At 59.8% G+C, this 19,788-nt stretch carries 16 protein-coding genes; 6 read left to right on the top strand and 10 right to left on the bottom strand.

Features of this window, described 5'->3' with window-relative positions; translation table 11 throughout:
- Positions 1-2: 2 nt before the first annotated feature.
- A complete protein-coding gene (locus GRAN_RS20170) occupies positions 3-1,451 on the bottom strand; it encodes a GDSL-type esterase/lipase family protein (protein ID WP_128914815.1) in 1,449 nt (482 codons plus the stop codon).
- A gap of 165 nt (positions 1,452-1,616) precedes the next feature.
- Here GRAN_RS20170 and GRAN_RS20165 point away from each other — a divergent pair, with 165 nt between their 5' ends.
- From GRAN_RS20165 to GRAN_RS20145, 6 genes are all read left to right on the top strand, one after another.
- Positions 1,617-3,431 (top strand): phosphoenolpyruvate carboxykinase (GTP), encoded by a 1,815-nt coding sequence (locus tag GRAN_RS20165; protein WP_277751245.1) that lies wholly within the window; start codon positions 1,617-1,619, stop codon positions 3,429-3,431.
- 553 nt (positions 3,432-3,984) lie between these two features.
- Positions 3,985-4,125, top strand: a complete 141-nt coding sequence (locus GRAN_RS25605) for a hypothetical protein (RefSeq protein WP_161571073.1) — start codon at positions 3,985-3,987, stop codon at positions 4,123-4,125.
- A 35-nt stretch (positions 4,126-4,160) separates the two neighbouring features.
- Entirely contained in the window at positions 4,161-5,264 is a 1,104-nt protein-coding gene (locus GRAN_RS20160; protein WP_128914814.1) for a YeiH family protein, read from the top strand.
- Positions 5,265-5,443: 179 nt separating this feature from the next.
- Complete coding sequence (locus tag GRAN_RS20155) at positions 5,444-8,770, top strand: TonB-dependent receptor (RefSeq protein ID WP_128914813.1); 3,327 nt, start codon at positions 5,444-5,446, stop codon at positions 8,768-8,770.
- 17 nt (positions 8,771-8,787) lie between these two features.
- Positions 8,788-9,630, top strand: coding sequence for a class I SAM-dependent methyltransferase (locus tag GRAN_RS20150; protein WP_128914812.1), 843 nt, complete (start codon positions 8,788-8,790; stop codon positions 9,628-9,630).
- Between the two features lie 396 nt (positions 9,631-10,026).
- Positions 10,027-12,477 carry a TonB-dependent receptor gene (locus GRAN_RS20145; protein WP_241655037.1) on the top strand — a complete coding sequence of 817 codons (2,451 nt, stop codon included), beginning with the start codon at positions 10,027-10,029 and terminating at the stop codon, positions 12,475-12,477.
- A gap of 74 nt (positions 12,478-12,551) precedes the next feature.
- Here GRAN_RS20145 and GRAN_RS20140 read toward each other — a convergent pair whose 3' ends face one another.
- The 9 genes from GRAN_RS20140 to GRAN_RS20100 form a co-directional block, all read right to left on the bottom strand.
- Positions 12,552-13,439, bottom strand: coding sequence for a hydroxypyruvate isomerase family protein (locus GRAN_RS20140; RefSeq protein WP_128914811.1), 888 nt, complete (start codon positions 13,437-13,439; stop codon positions 12,552-12,554).
- 150 nt (positions 13,440-13,589) lie between these two features.
- Positions 13,590-14,069, bottom strand: coding sequence for a 50S ribosomal protein L17 (rplQ, locus tag GRAN_RS20135; protein ID WP_128914810.1), 480 nt, complete (start codon positions 14,067-14,069; stop codon positions 13,590-13,592).
- Positions 14,070-14,267: 198 nt separating this feature from the next.
- The gene (locus GRAN_RS20130; RefSeq protein WP_128914809.1) at positions 14,268-15,365 is read right to left on the bottom strand and encodes a DNA-directed RNA polymerase subunit alpha; all 1,098 of its coding nucleotides are present in this window, start codon (positions 15,363-15,365) and stop codon (positions 14,268-14,270) included.
- A 125-nt stretch (positions 15,366-15,490) separates the two neighbouring features.
- Positions 15,491-16,123: a 30S ribosomal protein S4 gene (rpsD, locus tag GRAN_RS20125; RefSeq protein WP_128914808.1), complete on the bottom strand. Its 633-nt coding sequence runs from the start codon at positions 16,121-16,123 to the stop codon at positions 15,491-15,493.
- 125 nt (positions 16,124-16,248) lie between these two features.
- On the bottom strand, positions 16,249-16,677 hold the full coding sequence (gene rpsK / locus GRAN_RS20120) for a 30S ribosomal protein S11 (RefSeq protein ID WP_128914807.1): 429 nt from the start codon (positions 16,675-16,677) through the stop codon (positions 16,249-16,251).
- Positions 16,678-17,058, bottom strand: coding sequence for a 30S ribosomal protein S13 (gene rpsM / locus GRAN_RS20115; RefSeq protein ID WP_128914806.1), 381 nt, complete (start codon positions 17,056-17,058; stop codon positions 16,678-16,680).
- A 139-nt stretch (positions 17,059-17,197) separates the two neighbouring features.
- Positions 17,198-17,311 (bottom strand): 50S ribosomal protein L36, encoded by a 114-nt coding sequence (rpmJ, locus tag GRAN_RS20110; RefSeq protein WP_089842790.1) that lies wholly within the window; start codon positions 17,309-17,311, stop codon positions 17,198-17,200.
- A gap of 169 nt (positions 17,312-17,480) precedes the next feature.
- Entirely contained in the window at positions 17,481-17,699 is a 219-nt protein-coding gene (gene infA / locus GRAN_RS20105; protein WP_089842793.1) for a translation initiation factor IF-1, read from the bottom strand.
- 252 nt (positions 17,700-17,951) lie between these two features.
- The gene (locus tag GRAN_RS20100; protein ID WP_128914805.1) at positions 17,952-19,520 is read right to left on the bottom strand and encodes a hypothetical protein; all 1,569 of its coding nucleotides are present in this window, start codon (positions 19,518-19,520) and stop codon (positions 17,952-17,954) included.
- Between the last annotated feature and the right edge of the window lie 268 nt (positions 19,521-19,788).

Below are 19,788 nucleotides of genomic sequence, written 5' to 3'. Positions count from 1 at the left end.
GCCTAATGGCCGGGTGTGGCTGCTCCCACCACATCCGGCCCAAGTTCCGGCAGGCTGCGAACCAGGTCGCCCGCCACCATCCGCCCAAAGAACCTCTGTGCCCCTGGATTCAGATGCGTCCGGTCGAGCGGAGCCTTGTTCCCCGATGCGGCTGCCTCGGCCTGTGCATCCGTGTGCGTCGCCGCATCGAAGCCATCCGCCTGCTCCTGCGTCATCTTCACAAGAACCTGCGTCGAAAGCGCATTAAGGTCGACCAACGCCACGCCGTCCTCCTGCGCCACCAATCGAGTAGCAGCGGCGTAGGCCTTCAGGTCCTGCACAAGCATGCCGTTCTTGTAGTTCCTCCGCGAGAGGCTGGTCACAAGCACCGGGACCGCCCCCGTCGCCCGAACATCCGCGACATAGCGCCGCAGGTTTGCCGGAAAGGTCGTCTCAGGATCCGTCTCGCGCTCAGGCCCCTTGCCTGGCTGGTCGTTGTGGCCGAACTGGATCAGGTAGTAGTCGCCATGGTCGCCAAGCGCCTTCTTCCACGCACCTTCATCAATAAAGCTCTTCGAAGATCGCCCATTGAGCGCGTCGTCGATGCAGGTCACCTGCGGCGTCATCACGGCGCAGAACCCCGGTCCCCACCCACCTTCGGTAGCCACGGTCGAGTCCCCCACCAGCACAATCGTGATCGGCGCCCCCTCAAAGAACTTCATCGCCCGCACACCCTCCGCCGGAAGCTCGGCAGGCATCGGCCGAACATACTGCGACAGATTCGCCACCGCCTGCGCCATCCCCACGGCAACCATGCGCCCGAAGGTGAACGATCCCTGCCAGTTCAAGTGCGTCCGGTCGGAAACCGTCTTGCCGTCAGTATCTTTCTTCGTAAGCCCCAGCCCATCCGCCTTCACTTCGGTGAGGTTATCGAGATAGGCGATGCTCTGCGCATGCAGATCGACGAGCGGCACATGCTTCTCCAGCGCGACCTTCGCCACAACAACCGCGTACGTCCCAAGATCCGAGTGGACCTTGCCGTCCGTCCCATATAGCCGCAAGGAAAGCGGCGTCACGAGCACCGGAACGATCCTGGCCGCCCGCGCCTGGTCGACGAAGGTTCGCAGATTCTCCTCGTACTGGGCGACGGACACCTGCCGTTCAGGATGCTCCTTCGCCTCCAGGTCGCTATGCCCGAACTGGATCAGCATGTAGTCGGGATGAAGCGCCAGCGCCTTGTCCCACAGGCCCTGCTCCCGATAGCTCTTGGAACTGGAACCCCGCGCGGCCTCGTTGAGGCACTCAACCTCGGAGGTAAGGTTGGCACAGAAGCCGCGCCCGTAGCCCACGACATCCGTCTGGGTCGAATCGCCGACAAGCTCGATCTTCAGCTTCTTCTCAGGTTGCGCGTGCGCAATAAGGGAAACCGAAAGCACCACGAGGACCATGAAGGCGTGGGAGAGTCTGCACATGAGTTTAGGGGAGTTTCCTCCCCAACATCTTATCGGACGCCACCACCGAAGTCTCCGTGAATTTCCTCCGATTGACAGTCCTCCCGGGGAGGCGAAAGATTGAAGCACACAAAAAGGTGGGCTTCCCTGGTGATCAAGACAGAACGATTGGACCGGACCGCAGCGATTCATGCCGGCGTAACCCCCCTCACGACCAACAAGCACCTCATCCGCTGGGTCGAAAAGATGGCCGATCTCTGCCAGCCAGCCCGCATCCACTGGATCGACGGGTCGGACGCCGAGAACCAGTGGCTCTGCCAGGAGCTCGTCGACGCAGGCACCTTCACCCGTCTCAATGAGGAACTCTGGCCCGGCTGCTTCTACGCCCGCTCCGCCCCCAACGACGTCGCCCGCGTCGAAGACCGCACGTTCATCTGCTCGCTATCGAAGGACAACGCCGGCCCAACGAACAACTGGGAAGACCCCTTCGTCATGCGCCGCAAGCTCAAACAGATCTTCCGCGGCTCGATGCGCGGCCGAACGATGTATGTCCTGCCCTTCTCCATGGGTCCCATCGGCTCTCCCATGTCGCAGATCGGCGTTCAGCTCACCGACTCCGCCTACGCCGTCGTCAACATGCGCATCATGGCGCGCATCGGCAAGCCCGTCTTCGCCGAGATCGACAAAGACGTCAAACGAGTCGTCCCATGCCTGCACTCGGTCGGAGCACCCCTGGGCCCAGGCGACAAGGACGTCCCCTGGCCATGCAACGACGAGAAATACATCGTCCACTTCCCCGAGACACGTGAGATCTGGAGCTTCGGCTCCGGCTACGGCGGCAACGCGCTTCTCGGCAAGAAGTGCTTCGCCCTCCGCATCGCCTCAAACATCGCCCGCGACGAGGGCTGGATGGCCGAGCACATGCTCATCGTCGGCGTCGAATCCCCGACACACGAGAAGACCTATGTCGCCGCCGCCTTCCCGTCCGCCTGCGGCAAGACCAACTTCGCCATGCTCATTCCCCCGGCAGGGTTCGAAGGCTGGAAGGTCTGGACCGTGGGAGACGACATCGCCTGGATCAAGCCCGACGCCACCGGTCAACTTCGCGCCATCAACCCCGAGGCCGGCTTCTTCGGCGTCGCCCCCGGAACCTCCGCGAAGACCAACCCCAACGCCATGGCGACGCTCGCGAAAAATACGATCTTCACCAATGTAGCCCTCACCCCCGAAGGCGGTGTCTGGTGGGAGGGCATGACCGACCAGCCGCCCGCCGAATGCACCGACTGGCGCGGCAATCGCTGGACCCCAGCCATCGGCAAAGCCACCGGCCTGCCAGCCGCACATCCAAACGGCCGCTTTACCGCCCCCGCAAGCCAATGCCCCACCATCGACGCCGATTGGGAATCGCCCGAGGGTGTGCCTATCTCGGCGTTCATCTTCGGCGGTCGCCGCCCCACCACGATGCCCCTCGTCTACCAGGCCTTCAACTGGGCGAGCGGCGTCTACGCCGGCGCGACCATGGGCTCTGAGACCACGGCAGCAGCCGGAGGAGCACTCGGCAAGGTCCGTCGCGACCCCATGGCCATGCTTCCCTTCTGCGGCTACCACATGGGCGACTACTTTCGGCACTGGCTCAGGATGCAGCGAGACCTCAACGTCACACCGCGTGTCTTCCACGTCAACTGGTTCCGCAAGGGTCCCGAGGGCGAGTTCCTCTGGCCCGGTTACTCGGAAAATATGCGTGTCCTCAAATGGATCATCGACCGCGTCCGTGGTCGCGCCCAGGGCAAGGAGACGGCAATTGGTTGGGTTCCGGGCTTCGACGATCTCCATTGGGTGGGCCTGAGCTTCCCTCGCGAAACCTTCGACTCACTGCAAAAGGTCGATCGCGCTCAGTGGAAACAGGAGGTCATGGGCCACGAGGAACTCTTTCTCGCTCTACACGACCACCTCCCCGCCGAGATGATCTACGAAAGAGAGCTTTTGATTTGTAGGCTTTAGCAGAATCTCTCCCGGCCCGGTCGATCTTTCCATGTCTTCCAAACCGGGAAAGACTCTTTCCACAAAACTGCCCGTCATTCCCCGTTCGAGGGGTTGACTTGCATCCGGGGGGAGCGTAGATTCTTCTTTAGGGCAAGGCTCCCTTATGGTTGAGCCGGCCTTAACGAAGTCCACCCACTTCGTTGCTTTACCGGAATACCCACGCATCAGCCCCCACCGCGCTGCGTGGGTTTCCTCTTTAAGCCGAGGGTTTCGTTCTTCGGGCGACGCTTCCGTTGATAGAGGAAGCCTTAGACTTGACGCTTGACCCCATTCCCTCTACTCTCAGTTCATGGGATCGCTCCACATGCACGCCTGTACCTGTTGCCCTTGTTGTACGGGCAATAGCTGCTGCTGCGTGGCGTACGAGCATCAATCCCTGATTCAGGCAAACTAGCAAAATCTAGAGCCGAAGACCTTCAGGAGCCCACGTATCAGCGCACAAGCGCGATATGTGGGCTTTTTCCTTTGCTCGCAACATCGAATCTCAAGCACGCAGGAACCGGGAGCAACGATGTCGATTCAATTTTCGGACGTCAAGACACACACCACGGCCAAGGCCAAGAAGTTCAACGTCGACCTCCTCGCCATCACCATCGCCCTCACGCTGGCTGCGCTGATCCGCCTCAACATCATTCCGCATATCAGCTTCTAGCCTCATCCCCTCGCCGTAGACCCCCTTTGACTCCGATGACCACCACCACCGTTCCCCTGCCGAGCACCACCCCCTCTGAGACCCCGGCCTCCCCAGTCCGCCGTCTCCTCGGCGTTCTCCCGGGAATGGTTCTCCTCTTCGGAATTGGTCTCCTCGGCAAGGCACTCGAAGCCCTCTGCACGTATCTTCGAGTCAAGCATCATTTCCCCGCCCCCCACATCGAATACGTTCTCTGGGCCATCCTCATCGGCCTCGCCATCTCGAACACCATCGGCCTCAGCCGCTGGTTCCGTCCCGGCGTCGCCACCTACGAATTGTGGCTGAAGCTCGGCATCGTCCTTGTCGGAGCGAAGTTCCTCATGCAGGACGTTCTCCACATCGGCGGCCTCTCGCTGATGCTGGTCGCCGTCGAACTCGTCCTGTCCCTCTCGGTGATGCACCTGCTCGGACGCATCTTCAAGCTGCCTCCCAAGCTCACCAGTCTCCTCGCCATCGGCTCCAGCATCTGCGGCGTCACCGCTATCATGGCCGCGCAGGGAGCCATTGAGCCCGACGAGGAAGACACCTCGACCGCCATCGCCGCCATCCTCACCCTTGGCGCCATCGCCCTCTTTACCTTCCCCGCCATCGGCCACGCCCTGCACATGGGCGACCAGGCCTACGGCATGTGGACCGGCCTCGCCGTCGACAACACCGCCGAAGCGACGGTGACCGGAGCCCTCTACTCCGAGACCGCCGGACGCTTCGCCGTGCTCGCCAAGACCGCCCGTTCCGCCTTCATCGGCTTTGTCGTCCTCGCCTACGCCGTCTACTGGTCGTCGCGCGGACAGGCAGCCGTCGTCGAACACAAGGGCCGCTTCCTCTGGGAGAAGTTCCCCAAGTTCATCCTCGGCTTCCTCGCCATCTCTGTCCTCGCCACCTCCGGCTTCTTCTCCGCCGGTCAGCTCTCGAGCCTGTCGAATCTCTCGAAGTGGTCGTTCCTCCCCGCCTTCGCCGGTGTCGGCCTCCGCACCAACCTCCGCGACCTCGTCGGCCAGGGATGGCGTCCACTCGTAGTCGGAATCCTCGGCGAGATCTTTATCGCCCTCATCACCCTCGGCCTCGTCTACTGGAGCTACAACCACGGGGTGCCGCGTTGACCCGCCCCCCTGCAATCGCACCACAAGACTTCATCCCGGCTGGCAGCTCCCCGCTGCGCGCTCGCTGTTGTCGTTCGTAGAGCCCCAGTCCCCGCTTCAACCCATTTCCCAAGACAGACCCGTAACGCGCCGCAAAGGCCGTGCGTGAGCCTTCCCTGAACAACTCCGGAGACACTGTGATGCGTACCGCCCTTCTGCAACCTGGAATCAACTCCCGCCCCTCAACCACGGCCATCCGAACTCGCTTCCCGGCGCCCGGCAAGCCCATCGGCGTCTTCTACAAGATCCTGGCGGCCCTCTTCGCCATCTTCCTCGCGCTCTCGGCCGACGCCCAGGTCGTAGGCGGAACGATCTCCGGAGCCGTCACCGACTCCACCGGAGCCGCCGTCGCCGGGGCCAGCGTACTCGTCCACAACGACGAAACCGGCAACGAGCGCAGGCTCATCACGGGCGCCGACGGCCGCTACTCCGCCCCATCCATCCCCGTCGGCGTCTACTCCATCACGGCGAAGCATGATGGCTTCGCCGAGCAGCGCCGCACCGGCGTCGGGCTCACCGTAGGCCAGAGCACGCAGGTCGATCTCTCCCTCGGCATCAACAGCACCGCCGAGACGGTAACGATCATTGACTCAGCCCCGGTCGTCAACACCTCTACCCAGCAGACCTCCGGACTCGTCGACGAGCGCCAGATCAAGGAGCTTCCCCTCAACGGCCGCTCTTACGACCAGCTCATGACGCTCAACCCAGCCACGGTGAACTACACCGCCCAACGCTCCGGCTCAGTCGGCACCTCGAACTCTTCCGTGGGCAACATGTTCTCCATCTCCGGCCGCCGCCCCCAGGACAATCTCTACCTGCTCAACGGCGTCGAGTACACCGGAGCCTCTCTCATCAACGTCACCCCCGGAGGCACCAGCGGCCAGCTTCTCGGTGTCGACGCCGTCCGCGAGTTCAACGTCGTCTCCGACACCTACTCCTCCACCTACGGCAAGCGCCAGGGAGCGCAGATCTCGATCGTAACCGCGGGCGGCACAAATCAATTTCACGGTTCCGCCTACGAGTTCCTGCGTAACTCCTTCTTCGACGCCCGCAACTACTTCGACCAGGCCCGCATCCCCAACTTCCAGCGCAATAACTTCGGCGGCTCCCTCGGCGGCCCCATCCGCAAGGACAAGCTCTTCCTCTTCGCCAACTACGAGTCCTACCGCCAGAACCTCGGCATCACCGACGTCACCCTCGTCCCCGACGCCAACGCCCGCCAGGGCTTGCTCCCGAACTCCAAGGGCGTCCTGCAAAGCATAGGCGTCGCCAACGGTGTCGCGCCCCTGCTGAACCTCTGGCCGGTAGCCAACGGCCCCGAGCTCCTCGACCCGACAACCGGCTTCTCCACCGGTATCGCCAAGGCCTTCTCGAGCCCCACCCAGCACATCCGCGAAGACTTCGGCACCACCCGTTTTGACGCCAACCTCACCCCCAGCGACCTCCTCTTCGCCGTCTACACCATCGACGACTCCGTCGCCCACACCCCCACCCAGAACCCCCTCTCGCTCATCGACGAGACCCTCCGCGAGCAGGTCCTTAGCATCCAGGAACAGCACGTCTTCTCCCCGCGCCTCCTCAACACCGCCCGCGCCGGCTTCTCCCGCGCAAACTTCTACTTCCTCGGCAGCACCCCCGTTACCGGCGTCCCCGGCTTCATCCCAGGAGCCCCCGTAGGAGCCATCGTCATCGCCGGAAGCACCGCCTCGAACGGCTCGTCGCAGATCACCGGCGCGGGCGGCAACGTCGGCTCCAACAACGGCACCACCCGCAACCTCTTCACCTTCGACGACCACATCTTCTACACCTGGGGACGCCACCAGATCGAAGCCGGCGGCTGGCTCCAGCGCCTCCAGTCGAACGACAACCTGGCCCAGAATCAGTACGGTCAGGCCTCCTTCGCCTCCCTCACGACCTTCTTGCAAGGCACCATCAAGACCTTCACCGTCGTTCCTGATCCCACGGCCCTGGGCTGGCGCTCCTACATGGGCGCGGGCTACATCGAGGACACCGTCAAATTCGGCTCGAAGGTAGAACTGCGCGGAGGCCTCCGCTTCGAATCCACCAACGGCTTCAACGAAACTCAGGGCCGCGCCGCGGTCTACGGCTTCACCAATGGCATCATCAACACCAACCCAACCGTCGGCAGCAGCGCTCTCACCGACAACCGCGCCAAATTCCTCCCCGAACCCCGCCTCGGCCTCTCCTACAGCCCCTTCGCCTCCGGCAAGACCGCGATTCGCGCCGGCTTCGGCATGCACCGCTCCCTGCTCGATAACCTCGACTACCGCCTCGATCAGGCCGCCCCCTTCAACACCACCCTCTCCTACAGCGGCGTGCCGGTAGCCAACCCCACAGGCGGCTCAGCTGGCCTCATCTCCCCCTCGAACGTCCAGCCCGACCTCAAGACCCCCACCGTCATCTCGTACACCCTCAAGATCGAGCAGCAGATCGCCCCCAACACCTCCCTTACCGTCGCCTACATCGGATCACACGGCTACCACCAGATCCTCTCCGGCGATCAGAACGAGCCCGCTTTCGTTATCTGCCCCGACCCCGCCTGCCCCGCCGCCCTCACCTCCGGAACCCTCTACTACCCGACCACCACCAAGGCCAACCCACTCGTCGCCAATACGACATCATGGTTTTCGCAGGGCATGAGCCTCTACAACGGCCTCGAAGTCGACCTCCGCCGCTCCTTCGCCAACGGCTTCCAGTTCCGCGCGAACTATACGTACTCGAAGAACCTGGACAACGGCTCCGCCTGGAACACCAGCGTCTCGGCCAACACCCCGGCCTTTGTCTCCGTCCCTACCCTCCCACGCCTCGACTACGGCCCCGCCGCCACGGACGTACGCCACATCCTGGCGATCAATGGCTCCTACGAACTCCCCGTTGGCCATAACAAGAAGTTCTTCGGCAGCAACGGCCCTATCATCGACAAGACCATCTCCGGCTGGTCGCTCAGCACCATCGCCAACCTGCAGACCGGCTTCCCCTTCACCCCGCAGCTTGGCTACAACCCCACCGGCTCCGGCGACACTCGCAACCCCATCCGTCCGAACATCAACCCCAACTTCCACGGCACCATCATCAACGGCGGATCGACATCCTCGCGAGCCACGCAGTTCTTCAATCCCGCCGCCTTCCTCGCTCCCGCCTACGGCACCGTCGGCAACCTCGGCCGCGACACGCTCACCGGCCCCGGCTTCGCCGACTGGGACCTCTCGCTCCTCAAAGCCACCCAGATCTCCGAGCGTCTCCGCCTCCAGTTCCGCGCCGAGTTCTTCAACGTCCTCAACCACACCAGCCTCCTTACCCCCAACGCCGTGATCTACTCGTCCGGTCCAACCCAGGGCGCATCCTCCGCCCAGAACGCCCTCGCAGTCGCTTCCCCCACCGCCGGCGTAGTCACCTCAGCCGCAACCTCGCGCCAGATCCAGCTAGGCCTCAAGCTGCTCTTCTAAGCAACTAAACTGACGAGATGGACGAGGCACTTCCCTCTCGCACGGCGGTACGTGTAGCCCTGCGCCGCGCCGCACATCAGTTAGTTGACTCACCCCTCGTCTTCGAGGACCCGCTCGCCGTAAGAATCCTCGGCTCCACATATGCCGAGGATCTTCGCCGCACGCCCGACAAGGTCCGCAGACCCTTCTCCGCCGCTCTGCGGGCCTTCCTCGTAGCCCGCAGCCGCTACGCAGAAGAGCAGCTCGCCTCCGCATACGCAGTCGGCGTACGCCAATACTGCCTCCTCGGCGCAGGCCTGGACACCTTCGCCTACCGCAACCCACACGCGGGCCTGCAAGTCTTCGAGGTAGACCATCCCTCCACCCAGGCCTGGAAGAAAGAGATGCTTGCATCCAGCAGCATCGAAGCCCCGTCGTCCATGCGATTCGTCCCGGTCGACTTCGAGCACCAGAACCTCACCGGCCGCCTCGAAGCCGCAACCTTCAACTTCGAGCGCCCCTGCTTCTTCGCCTGGCTGGGTGTCGTCCCCTATCTCACGCTCGAAGCCTTTCGCTCAACAGTGAGCCTCATCGCGTCCATGCCCCCATCGAGCGGCGTCACCTTCGACTACGCCCTTCCACGCACATCCCTTCCGTACCTCGAACAGCTAGCCCACGATTCGCTCGCCTCCCGCGTAGCCCAGGCCGGAGAGCCCTTCCAGCTGTTCTTCACTCCCGAAGAGATCAGCGCCGAACTAAGCACCTTCACCCACATCGAAGACCTCGACACCCCAGCCATCTCCGAGCGCTACTTTGCTGGACGCACCGACGGCCTTGACCTCCGCGGTTCAGCAGCCCACCTGCTCACAGCATCGAAATAGGACACGACTTACCCTTATCCCGCGCCAGGCAGATTCCCCCGATCAACGAAGCGCGGAGACGCTTTGTCGCGCAACAGTTTGCCGTCACCATGTTTCGTGACATCAATTTGAATGCCGTCCTCGATACCTGCAGAGCATTTAACGCGATCTTCAACTAGCTGCGACGTTCCCTCTGACGATCTTCTGTAGTCTCACCCCAATCCCATAGGAAAAGGATTCGTTCGCCTCGCGGCCATAAGTCAGTAGCTCACCTTCGATAACACTCAGGCCACACAACCCACAGTGAGATCGGAAGCGCACGGTCGTGCGTGTTGAGAGCCTCTCTCGCTTCGAGATATGCGGCGAAATCCATAAGTTCCGTGGGACGGCAACGCAACAGAATCACTTGGAGGAACCGTGAAACAAAAGAGAGCAAAGTCCGTAGCAATCCTCGCAGCGCTGCTCTGTGCCGCTGGAGCAGGCGCTGGGGCACAGGAACAGGTCGCGACATCACAGGCGCCGCAAAGCCCCCAGACATCGTCAAACACCCCGGCCACTCCGCAGACGCCAGCCAAGGTGACGTCGTCCGAAGAAGTCACCGTCACCGCGACCGGCGAGACCCGCGACGTGCAGTCCATCGACCAGAAGCTGCTGCTCGAATCGACCCCGGGCACAAGCCCCATCGCTATCCTCGGCCACCTGCCCAGCGTCAGCATCACCTCGGCCGATCCATACGGCGCGTACGAGTGGGCCGTCCGCATCTCGATCCGTGGCTTCAACCAGAACCAGCTCGGCTTCACCCTCGACGACGTACCGCTCGGCGACATGTCCTACGGCAACCTCAACGGTCTCCACATCAGCCGCGCCCTCATCGACGAGAACCTCGGCAAAGCCGCACTCTCGCAAGGCACCGGCTCACTCGACACCGCCTCCACCAGCAACCTCGGCGGCGCCGTCCAGTTCTTCTCTACCGACCCGAATGACAAGCGTGGCTTCACGGCGCAGCAATCCTTCGGCAGCTTCAACGGCTCGCGAACCTTTGCCCGCTACGATAGCGGTCTTCTCTCCACCCACACCAAGCTCTTCATCGACGGCGTCTACCAGACCTCGAATAAGTGGCGCGGCGAAGGACCTATCCGTCAGAGCTACTTCCAGTTCAACACCAAGCTCCAGCAGTTCGTCGGAAGCAAAGGTGTGCTGACTGTTTATGCTGATTACTCCAACCGCCAGGAAGTCGACTACCAGGACGAGAACAAGCTCTGGGTCAAGCAGTTCGGCTACAAGACAGATAACTTCGGCGACTGGAACACCTCTCTGCAGGCAGCCAACGCATACAACGCGCAGGGCGGCGGCGGCCACGTCTTCGCAGGCATACCAACTGTCTTCCCGGGAAGCATCCCTCAGATCCAGAGCGGCTTCGGCGACCTCTCGAACGATCCTGAAGATGTTGGCTACTACGCCGCCGGCGGCCTCCGCAAGGACTTCATCGGCTATGTAAAATACAACACCGCCATCACCAGCCACCTCACCTCGAAGACCACCGTCTACGGTCACCACAACAACGGTGCCGGCCTCTGGTACACGCCTTATGTCCCCACCGTTGACACCTTCCTCAACCCCGTATCCCCGATCTCCGAGCGCACCTCCGAGTACCGCATCGCACGCGGCGGTATCCTCTCCGCTCTTACCTATGACACCGGCCGCAACACACTCGAAGGCGGCTTCTGGTTCGAGAAAGAAAGCTTCGACCTCGCCCGCCGCTACTACGGCACCACCCCCCAGGGCCCGGGCCGTTCCATCTATGACACGCCCGTCTTCCCCTTCTGGACACAGTGGGCCTATAACTTCCCCACCAATCTCTTCCAGGTTCATTTGCAAGACTCGTTCCACATCACCCCGTCCATCACCGTTGCCGCCGGCTTCAAGACGAGCGAGACCTACACGACCGGAACACTCGTCGGCTATAACGTCGGAGTCAATCTCGCACCGACAGATAGCGCCGCAAACTACGCACAGGGCAAGCTGACCTCGGGCAAGCCGTTCCTCCCGCAGGTTGGTGTCAACTTCAAAATGCGCGGCAACAACGAAGTCTTCGCGGACGTCGCAGAAAACGTTCGCGCCTTCCAGGCCGGCGGCAAAGGCTTCGGCACCTCACCCTGGGGAACAACCCAGGCAGGCTTCAACGCCCTCACGAGCAACCTCAAGTCCGAAAGCTCGTGGAGTGAAGAGGGTGGTTTCCGTCACACCGATAACCACATCCAGGCACAGGCCAGCTACTTCCACGTCAACTTCTACAACCGCCTGCTCGCCATCCAACAGGGGCCCGGCATCGCTGGTAACGCCTCCATCCTCTCGAACGTAGGTGGCGTCACAACGAACGGTGTCGACGGTGCCATCACGGCGCGCCTCCATAACGGCTGGACCTTCTACAACGCCCTCACGTACAGCAACTCCACCTACGACTCCGACTACAACGCCAGCGCAACGACCGTGATCCCCACGGGCGGCAAGACTGTCGTCGACGCTCCCAAGTTCCTCTACAAGAACGAACTGAGCTACACGAAGAAGGGCTTCGACGCCCACATCGGCTCGGATTTCATGAGCAAACGTTACTTCACCTACACGGACGATAACAGCGTCGATGGCCGCTTCCTCGGTAACTTCGGGACCAGCTACCACGTCGACGAGATCGGGCCTTTCGACCAGCTGAAGCTCCAACTCAACGTCTATAACTTCGCCAGCACCAAGTACTGGGGAACGATCGGAACCAACGGCTTCGTTGCCAGCGATCCAACCTCGATCGCCAACAACACCCTGCAGCCCGGAGCTCCACGAGCCATCACCGGCACATTCACCGTGAAGTTCTAACAACTACTTCCCAACAACATTGGCATGACTCCGGCTAAGTCCGGAGTCATGCCAATGACGCTTCGAGACAGGACCTATCCAACTACCTTTCGCCCCTCAGCCATCCCCCGCAGCGCCTCAACCTTTGATTTACGCAGCGAAGCAACGGCATCGAAGGTCGGCTCATACTCCATCGCAATAAAACGCTTGTAGTTCAACTTGCCCAGCACCCGGTAGATATTGGCATAGTTGATCTCCCCCGTGCCCGCCTCATGCCGTCCGGGAACATCTGCAATGTGGACTAACCCAACCCAGTCGATGTTCTTCTCAAGCTTCTCGATGAGGTTCCCGCCCACGCGCTGCTCATGATAGAAGTCGTACAACACCTTGACGTTCGGGTGATTCACCGCACGCACGATATCGAAGCCATCCTTCACCGACGACAGGAAGATCGTAGGATTCTCGATCAGGTCGATCGGCTCGATCACGATGTTGATCCCGTTCTCCGCCGCCACATCTCCCGCCCGCTTTAGGTTCTCGACAGCGGCGGTGACCTGAGCCTGTGGCGATACGTTGTCAAGCCTCTTACCAGACTTGATATTGATCTGCGGACACTCGAGCCCCTTCGCCACCGTGCAATGTTTCGCCACGCGCGACACAAACTCTTCCGTCTGATCGGGTATGGCGAAACTAGCCTGCAACCCGCTCAGCATGTCGATCATGACGCCGAGAGAACGCATCTTCGCCATCAGCCGTCGCTGTTCCTCAGGACTCCACTGCTGGAAGTAGCTGATCAACTCCACCCCCTGATAACCCGCCGCCGCGACAACCTCAATACACCGATCGAACGAAGGCAACTTGAGCAGAGCGATCTCGCAGGAAAATCTTGGCTCAACAGCCTGAGCATTCTGCGCTCCCGAGCGAGCCAGAGCGCCGCCCACCGCTGCCGCCGCCATCATCTGGCCGAACACTCGTCGATTCATAACGCTCCTTGCGCGTGATTAGGGTGCGCAATGAGTGTAACGGTCGCGGTGAACAAGTTTCGACTCACCCCTGGCAGCATTCTTAAAACACAACCGGCGTGCCCGAAGAGATTCGCAGCACGCCGATCGGATAGGTCAGTACGAAGCTATTTAGACCTCAGCGTTAGGATCGCCCTGCTCGCCGGGATTCTGCTCTTCAAGCTGCTTCGCAAGCTCTTCGCGCTTCTTCTCGCGAGCCGCCGCACGCTTCTGCCGCTTCTCATCCAACTCCTGCTCTGCCCCAAGAAGCTCAATGACTGCCATCTCAGCCGCATCGCCCTTGCGAACACCGATGCGCACAATCCGCAGATACCCACCCGGACGCGTCGCATAGCGAGGCGAAACCGTGTTGAAGAGGCGGTCAACCGCTTCCGGCGTCATCAGGTAAGCAGCAGCCTGCCGCTTCGCATGAACGGTGCCCTTCTTCCCGAGAGTGATCATCTTCTCGACGATCGGACGTGTCGCCTTGCACTTCGTGATCGTCGTCTCCACGCGATCCATCAGGATGATCGAGGTGACGAGGTTGCGAAGCATGGCTCTGCGATGGCTTGTATTGCGGCCTAGTTTAAATCCTGCATTGCGGTGACGCATGGTGTGATCTCCTTCGAACCGGCGCTTCTGCGGGGCTCGGGACTACATAAATTCGCACAAGCTACGTGCGTTGTTGCACTTACTCTTCTGGCTGTATTCCGAAGGGAATCTGCGTTTGCTGTTGCCCTTGCTCGTCGTCTTATAACGCAGAAACAGGCAGCGAAGGCTTTTGCGCCTCACGCTGCCTGTCTTTCTGAGTTAGAAGTTTTCCGGCTCGCTGCCCACGAGGTCGAGATCATCCTCGTCCTCATCCTCGTCTTCGTCGTCATCAAAGCCGCCGAAGCTAGCCGCCAGCGTCGCCGCCGGAAGAACCGAGGTCGGTCCCGGGACAGGGTTGCCGCTCTCGTCGATCTTCATGCCAAGCGACAGGCCCATCTGCGCGAGAATCTCCTTGATCTCGTTCAGCGACTTGCGCCCGAAGTTCTTCGTCTTCAGCATCTCGGCTTCAGTCTTCTGGATCAGCTCCCCGATCGTCGCAATATTCGCGTTCTTCAGGCAGTTATAGCTGCGAACCGAAAGCTCGAGCTCCTCAACCGACCGGTTCAGATTCTCGTTGCGAATCATCGGCCCATCGAGATGCTCATGACCCGCTTCCATCTCCTCTTCGAAGTTGATGAAGATGGTCATGTGATCCTTCAGCAGCTTTGCCGAAAGGCCAAGCGCATCCGCCGGAAGAATCGTGCCGTTCGTCCAGATCTCGACCGAGAGCTTATCGTAGTCGGTGATCTGACCGAGACGAGCCGCCTCGACGATGTAGTTGACCTTGCGCACAGGCGAGTGAACCGAATCGACCGGAATGAACCCGAGGCCAAGATCGCCGTCGAAGTTCTTGTCCGCCGAGATGTATCCACGCCCACGCTTCAACCGCATCTCCATGTCGATCTTGCCGCCCTCGGAGATGGTGCAGATGTACACATCCTTGTCGAGAATCTCGACATCGCCATCAGCCTCGATCGAACCCGACGTCACCACACCAGCGGTGTCCGCACGGAGATAGAGAGCCTTCGGACCTTCGCCATTCAGCTTGAACGGGATCTGCTTCAGGTTCAGGATGATGTCGGTCGCATCTTCAACGACGCCCGTGATCGACTGAAACTCGTGCAGCACGCCTTCGATGCGAACAGCGGTCACAGCAGCGCCTTCGATCGACGAGAGCAGCGTGCGGCGAAGGGCATTGCCGATCGTCGTACCGAAGCCGCGCTCAAAGGGCTGTGCGGAAAATTTGCCGTACTTGTCGGTAAGTGTTTCGTTCTCGACTGCGAGACGCTTGGGCTTTTGAAAACCTCTCCAAAGCATGGGTGTTCCTTTCATCGTCCACGTCGCGAAGCATTCTGCGAACGGGCGGGTGGTTCGGTTGCAAGTCAGGTTGTAGTTGTGGCGGCGAGGAGGATATTCCCTCCCCGCCACCGAAAATCAAAATCTTACTTCGAGTAAAGTTCGACGATGAGCTGCTCGTTCACCGGCAGATTCACATCCTCGCGCTTCGGCAGAGAGATGATCTTGCCCGAGAAGTTATCGCGGTTGATATCGATCCACGGCACCGCACGCTGTCCGCTCGCCAACTGCTTCGCCTCTTCGAGAATCACAAGAGCCTTCGAACCCTCGCGAATCGCGATCTCATCCCCAACTTTGCACTGGAAGGAAGGAATGTTGACCTTCTTGCCGTTCACCAGGATATGTCCATGCCGGACAATCTGCCTGGACTGACGACGGCTCGTAGCAATCCCAAGCCGGTAAACCACGTTGTCCAGACGCGTCTCAAGCTGCTGCAGAAGCAGTTCGCCTGTAACGCCGGTGCGGTTCGCGGCCTTCTGGTAGTAAGCCCGGAACTGCGTCTCGAGCGTAAAGTAGATGCGCTTGGCCTTCTGCTTCTCACGAAGCTGCAGACCGTAGCCCACAACCTTCTTCACCTTGCGCGACTGCCCATGCTGCCCTGGGGGAAAGTTGCGCTTCTCAACCGGGCACTTCTCGCTGAAGCACTTCGCGCCCTTGAGAAAGAGCTTTGTTCCATCACGCCGGCACATGCGGCAGACAGGTCCTGTGTAACGAGCCATTATTTATCTCCTACTACGAGTGTCGATCGCTTTACACGCTGGCAGCGCTTCATCGCGATCCAAAAAGTTGTTACAGGAAGGAAGCGGAGGACCAACCCCCACTCCCTCCCCAGGAAAGAGAAAAATCAAACGCGACGGCGCTTCGGAGGACGGCAGCCGTTATGCGGCATCGGCGTAACGTCCCGGATCGACCGAACATCGATGCCGGCAGTCGCGAGAGCACGAATCGCCGACTCACGTCCCGATCCCGGTCCCGAAACCCGCACATCGACCGCACGCAGACCATGGTCGCGTGCAGCATTCGCTGCATTCTGCGCAGCCTGCTGCGCCGCGAACGGGGTACCCTTACGCGATCCGCGGAAGCCGAGCGAGCCCGAGCTCTTCCACGAAAGCGTGTTGCCCACCTGGTCGGTGATCGTCACAATGGTGTTGTTGAAGGTCGCCTGGATGAACACGAGGCCAAACGGAACGTTCTTCCGTTCGCGCTTCTTGAACTTCTTGCCCTTGCCTGCGGCGGCCTTGCCGGTCTTCTGCTGATTCTGAGTCTTCGCCATTTATTTCGTCGCTTTCTTCTTACCGGCAACGGTTCCCTTGCGCGGGCCTTTGCGGGTGCGGGCATTGGTGTGCGTACGCTGGCCGCGAACCGGCAGCGAACGGCGATGACGAAGTCCGCGATACGACTGGATCTCGATCAAACGCTTGATGTTGAGCGAAATATCCTTGCGGAGATCGCCCTCGATCTGACCTTCCTGCTCAATAACCTGACGAATACGGTTCAGCTGATCCTCGTCCAGCGTCGCAATCTTCACAAACGGATCGATGTCCGCCTTGGTCAGAATGCGAAGCGCACGCGAATCGCCGATGCCGAAGATATAGGTGAGACCGATGCGCGCCTGTTTGTTGTTAGGAACATCGACTCCAGCAATACGTGCCATGGGTGTCCTTTACGGTGTGGCTCCTAGGAGTATCCGGGGAGCGGGGTTCTGGGTTTGCGGGTAAATCCGGCAGGTTCAACGCAAGCCTTGACTTCGGCTAACTAGCCCGCCGGGGCCGTGTAAGGCAGGGCAGAGGCGATTAGCCCTGACGCTGCTTGTGCTTGCTGATCTCGCAAATGACACGCACCACGCCGTGGCGGTGAATGACCTTGCACTTGTCACAAATCTTCTTGACGGAGGCGCGAACCTTCATGGGTAAATCCCTTCTGACATCTCTTCCAGCGAGTACAACGGCTTCCACAGGGCAAAAGCCACAAACACCCTGCAAACAGGCAGACGGCCAGGGCTCTTCCCCTGGCTGCCGAAACTTGACTGATCGGGAGGTACGATTCCTGCTTGCCGCCTAAGCCCTCTAGAAGGGGCTACTTGTAGCGGTAAACAATGCGGCCACGGTTGAGGTCATACGGGCTGAGCTCAATCGCGACGCGGTCGCCGGGGAGGATGCGGATGAAGTTCTTACGCATACGTCCGGAGACGTGCGCAAGGGCCTGATGCTTGTTCTCAAGCTCAACCTTGAACAGCGCATTCGGCAGCGTCTCAACGACCACCGCCATCACTTCAATTGCATCTTCCTTCGACAAACGATCTCCTTTTTGAGTGACATACGGCCCAAACCTGAGGCACCATAGCCATCCTGGCGCTGGAGTAGGCACACAACTCCACGCAGCACCTCTTATAGTATCGCGAAATTCCAACTTTGAGAAGAGACAAGCCGAGCGCGACCCTTTTCATTACGATTGAACAAGTCGGCCGACGGGATCTCATAGTCCATCCGTCGGCCAAGGGGGGGCGATCATACGTTGGGAATGCCCAGCTTATGTGCCAAACAAGAATTATGAACCTTTTGGTGAGAATTGAATGACAAAGTGCCACTTGTTAAAACTACTATCGGTTGTGCTTACCGCATTGAATGCTGCGGCTGGGCCGAAATATTTTTGAGCGCCGATTTTGAGAAAGCCTACGAAGTTGAAGCCGAAGGTGAGTTGATGAAGTTGGAAGTTGTGTTGAGATAAACCTGCTGCCTTCGCAAAATGTCCCGGAACAGATTCAAACCCTCCACGGTAGTCGAAGAAAACACCGCCGGTATTGCCGATACCGTCGTAGGACGCGTAGGCCTCGATTGGAACGCTGAAGTACTGCTCTGTTGCCTGTGACAAAGTAGCTTGTCCCGCGAAACCGTTGAAGCCAAATCCTACCTTCGGGTCACCGTACAGGTAAGTGCTAAGGTGCGGAGTAGTGTACTGAGCTATTGGATAAAGGGCATGGATATAGAAATCTCCGCCGGCCTCAACTGACTGTAGAGCCGCTGAAAGTGTCGGTTGGGTGGTAGCACTCGTGCTTGTGCCCGACGAGGCGGTTCCGCCACCCGTCACACTCGATCCGAACGATATCTGCGTGCCCACAGGTGAGGGCATTTGCACCGAAACCATATCGGCAGAAATTGTATTTGCACCTCCAGCAAAACCATATAGATACTGCACCTGTCCAACGACAGAGACCAACTTAGATGTACCGAAAAAACACTGAACATCGTTTTCGGTTGGGTGTTGCACCAGCGGATCCCCGAGTGGATTGATATTGCGTTTTTTCGATAGAGGAAACCATCCGTTGAAATAAGCAGAAGTCGTTCCTGTGTACTTTGCATTACCGCAGTCGGGAGCGGCACTAATTGTCAGTTCGAGAGGCAGTGTGCTTGTGGCCGTAGCACCTGCTGCGTCCGTGGCCACGGGGGTGAACTTAAAGGTTCCGGCAGTCGTTGCGACGCCCGATAGCTGGCCGTTAGCATCCAAAGTTATATTCGGAGTTATATCCGTGGAGGTCAGCGGCGTCCAAATGAAAGATCCAGCCCCACCACTGGCGATCAAGTGTTCTCGAATCGGTTGGCCTGCAGGATAAGTCGGAATGGACGTAGTTATCACCGTCGCATTTGTGGGAACGACGCTAATAAAGACATTGGACTGGTGGGCTTTTCCGTTCGGCTCCGTAGCGACAACCTGAACGTGCGCTTGGACGACGCTTGTGGGTTTGCCGTGGATGATTCCTGTACTAGCGTCTAGGCCGATGCCTACAAAGGGCCAAGGCGACGCGGTCCAAGTACAGCTTTTGGAAATGCAGACTGCAAAGGGGCTTGTCGAATCCGCCGGTGTTACCGCGCCATTGCCGGCTACGGATGCTTTTACAAGAAGATTTCCCACGGCCGTGGGAACAGCGACGTTTATGGGTAGTGGTGAAAGCGTCAGTTGAGCTGGAGGAGATTTTTTTAACACTTCAAGCCTTAATCGAAAACGATTCTTTGTTGCGCTTGGTGCGACTCCTTGAGCCTGAGCCAAGGGTCCCACGAACTGAGTGAGACAAAAGCCGAAGATATGCCCGAAAACGAACTTCTTTACAAATGGCCGCATGAAACTCTCCTATGGCGTCAGAAATGGCGCAGTTGGTTGCGAAACAGAAATGGGCCCGGGGATAGGTGGGAGCATAACTCAAAAACTAACTTTTGAAACTTAAAACATTTGCCCAGAAATCTCTGAACGCGAAAACGGATATAACGCTGCGAATATGCCCGTTCTCGTTGTCATATGAGATTGCGGTTCTTAAAGACATGCCCGGGATTGGCACGTCGGATCATCGAACTAGAGTACGTGCCTGCATGGACGAGGCTCTTAAACTCTT

Source organism: Granulicella sibirica, from assembly GCF_004115155.1.
Classification (GTDB): domain Bacteria; phylum Acidobacteriota; class Terriglobia; order Terriglobales; family Acidobacteriaceae; genus Edaphobacter; species Edaphobacter sibiricus.
The sequence above is the reverse complement of the archived record's forward strand: the minus strand, read 5'-3'. Positions and strand labels throughout refer to the sequence as shown.